Origin of the sequence: Virgibacillus sp. 7505, from assembly GCF_002272135.1 — a bacterium.
In the GTDB taxonomy this organism is placed as follows: domain Bacteria; phylum Bacillota; class Bacilli; order Bacillales; family Amphibacillaceae; genus Terribacillus.
In genome coordinates this window covers 1-243 of sequence record NZ_NPBF01000270.1, presented here as the reverse complement: position 1 = coordinate 243, position 243 = coordinate 1, and the positions used below count along the sequence as shown (strand labels likewise).

Below are 243 nucleotides of genomic sequence, written 5' to 3'. Positions count from 1 at the left end.
ATCATGATTTACAAATTGACATGAACCGGGAAAGCGTCAGCCGTTATTCTGGCTTTGGGGATCGCGCTAACTTGCATAGCTTATTCCAAGTCAAATATAAACTCGCTGATCAACATAAAGAAACGCCGATCCCTTACGGTTTTTCAGAAGTGGCCAACAATGAACGCTATACTCTTTACGAGAACGAAAACGTCCTTCCTTTTGCCCGTGTCTCTTCTTCGACCTATAATGAAGATCAGCTTT

1 protein-coding gene is annotated in these 243 nt (G+C 42.4%); it reads left to right on the top strand.

The window, feature by feature from the left end:
• The coding region (locus tag CHH91_RS18920; RefSeq protein ID WP_141234242.1) for a YfhO family protein at positions 1–243 on the top strand (243 nt) is incomplete at both ends.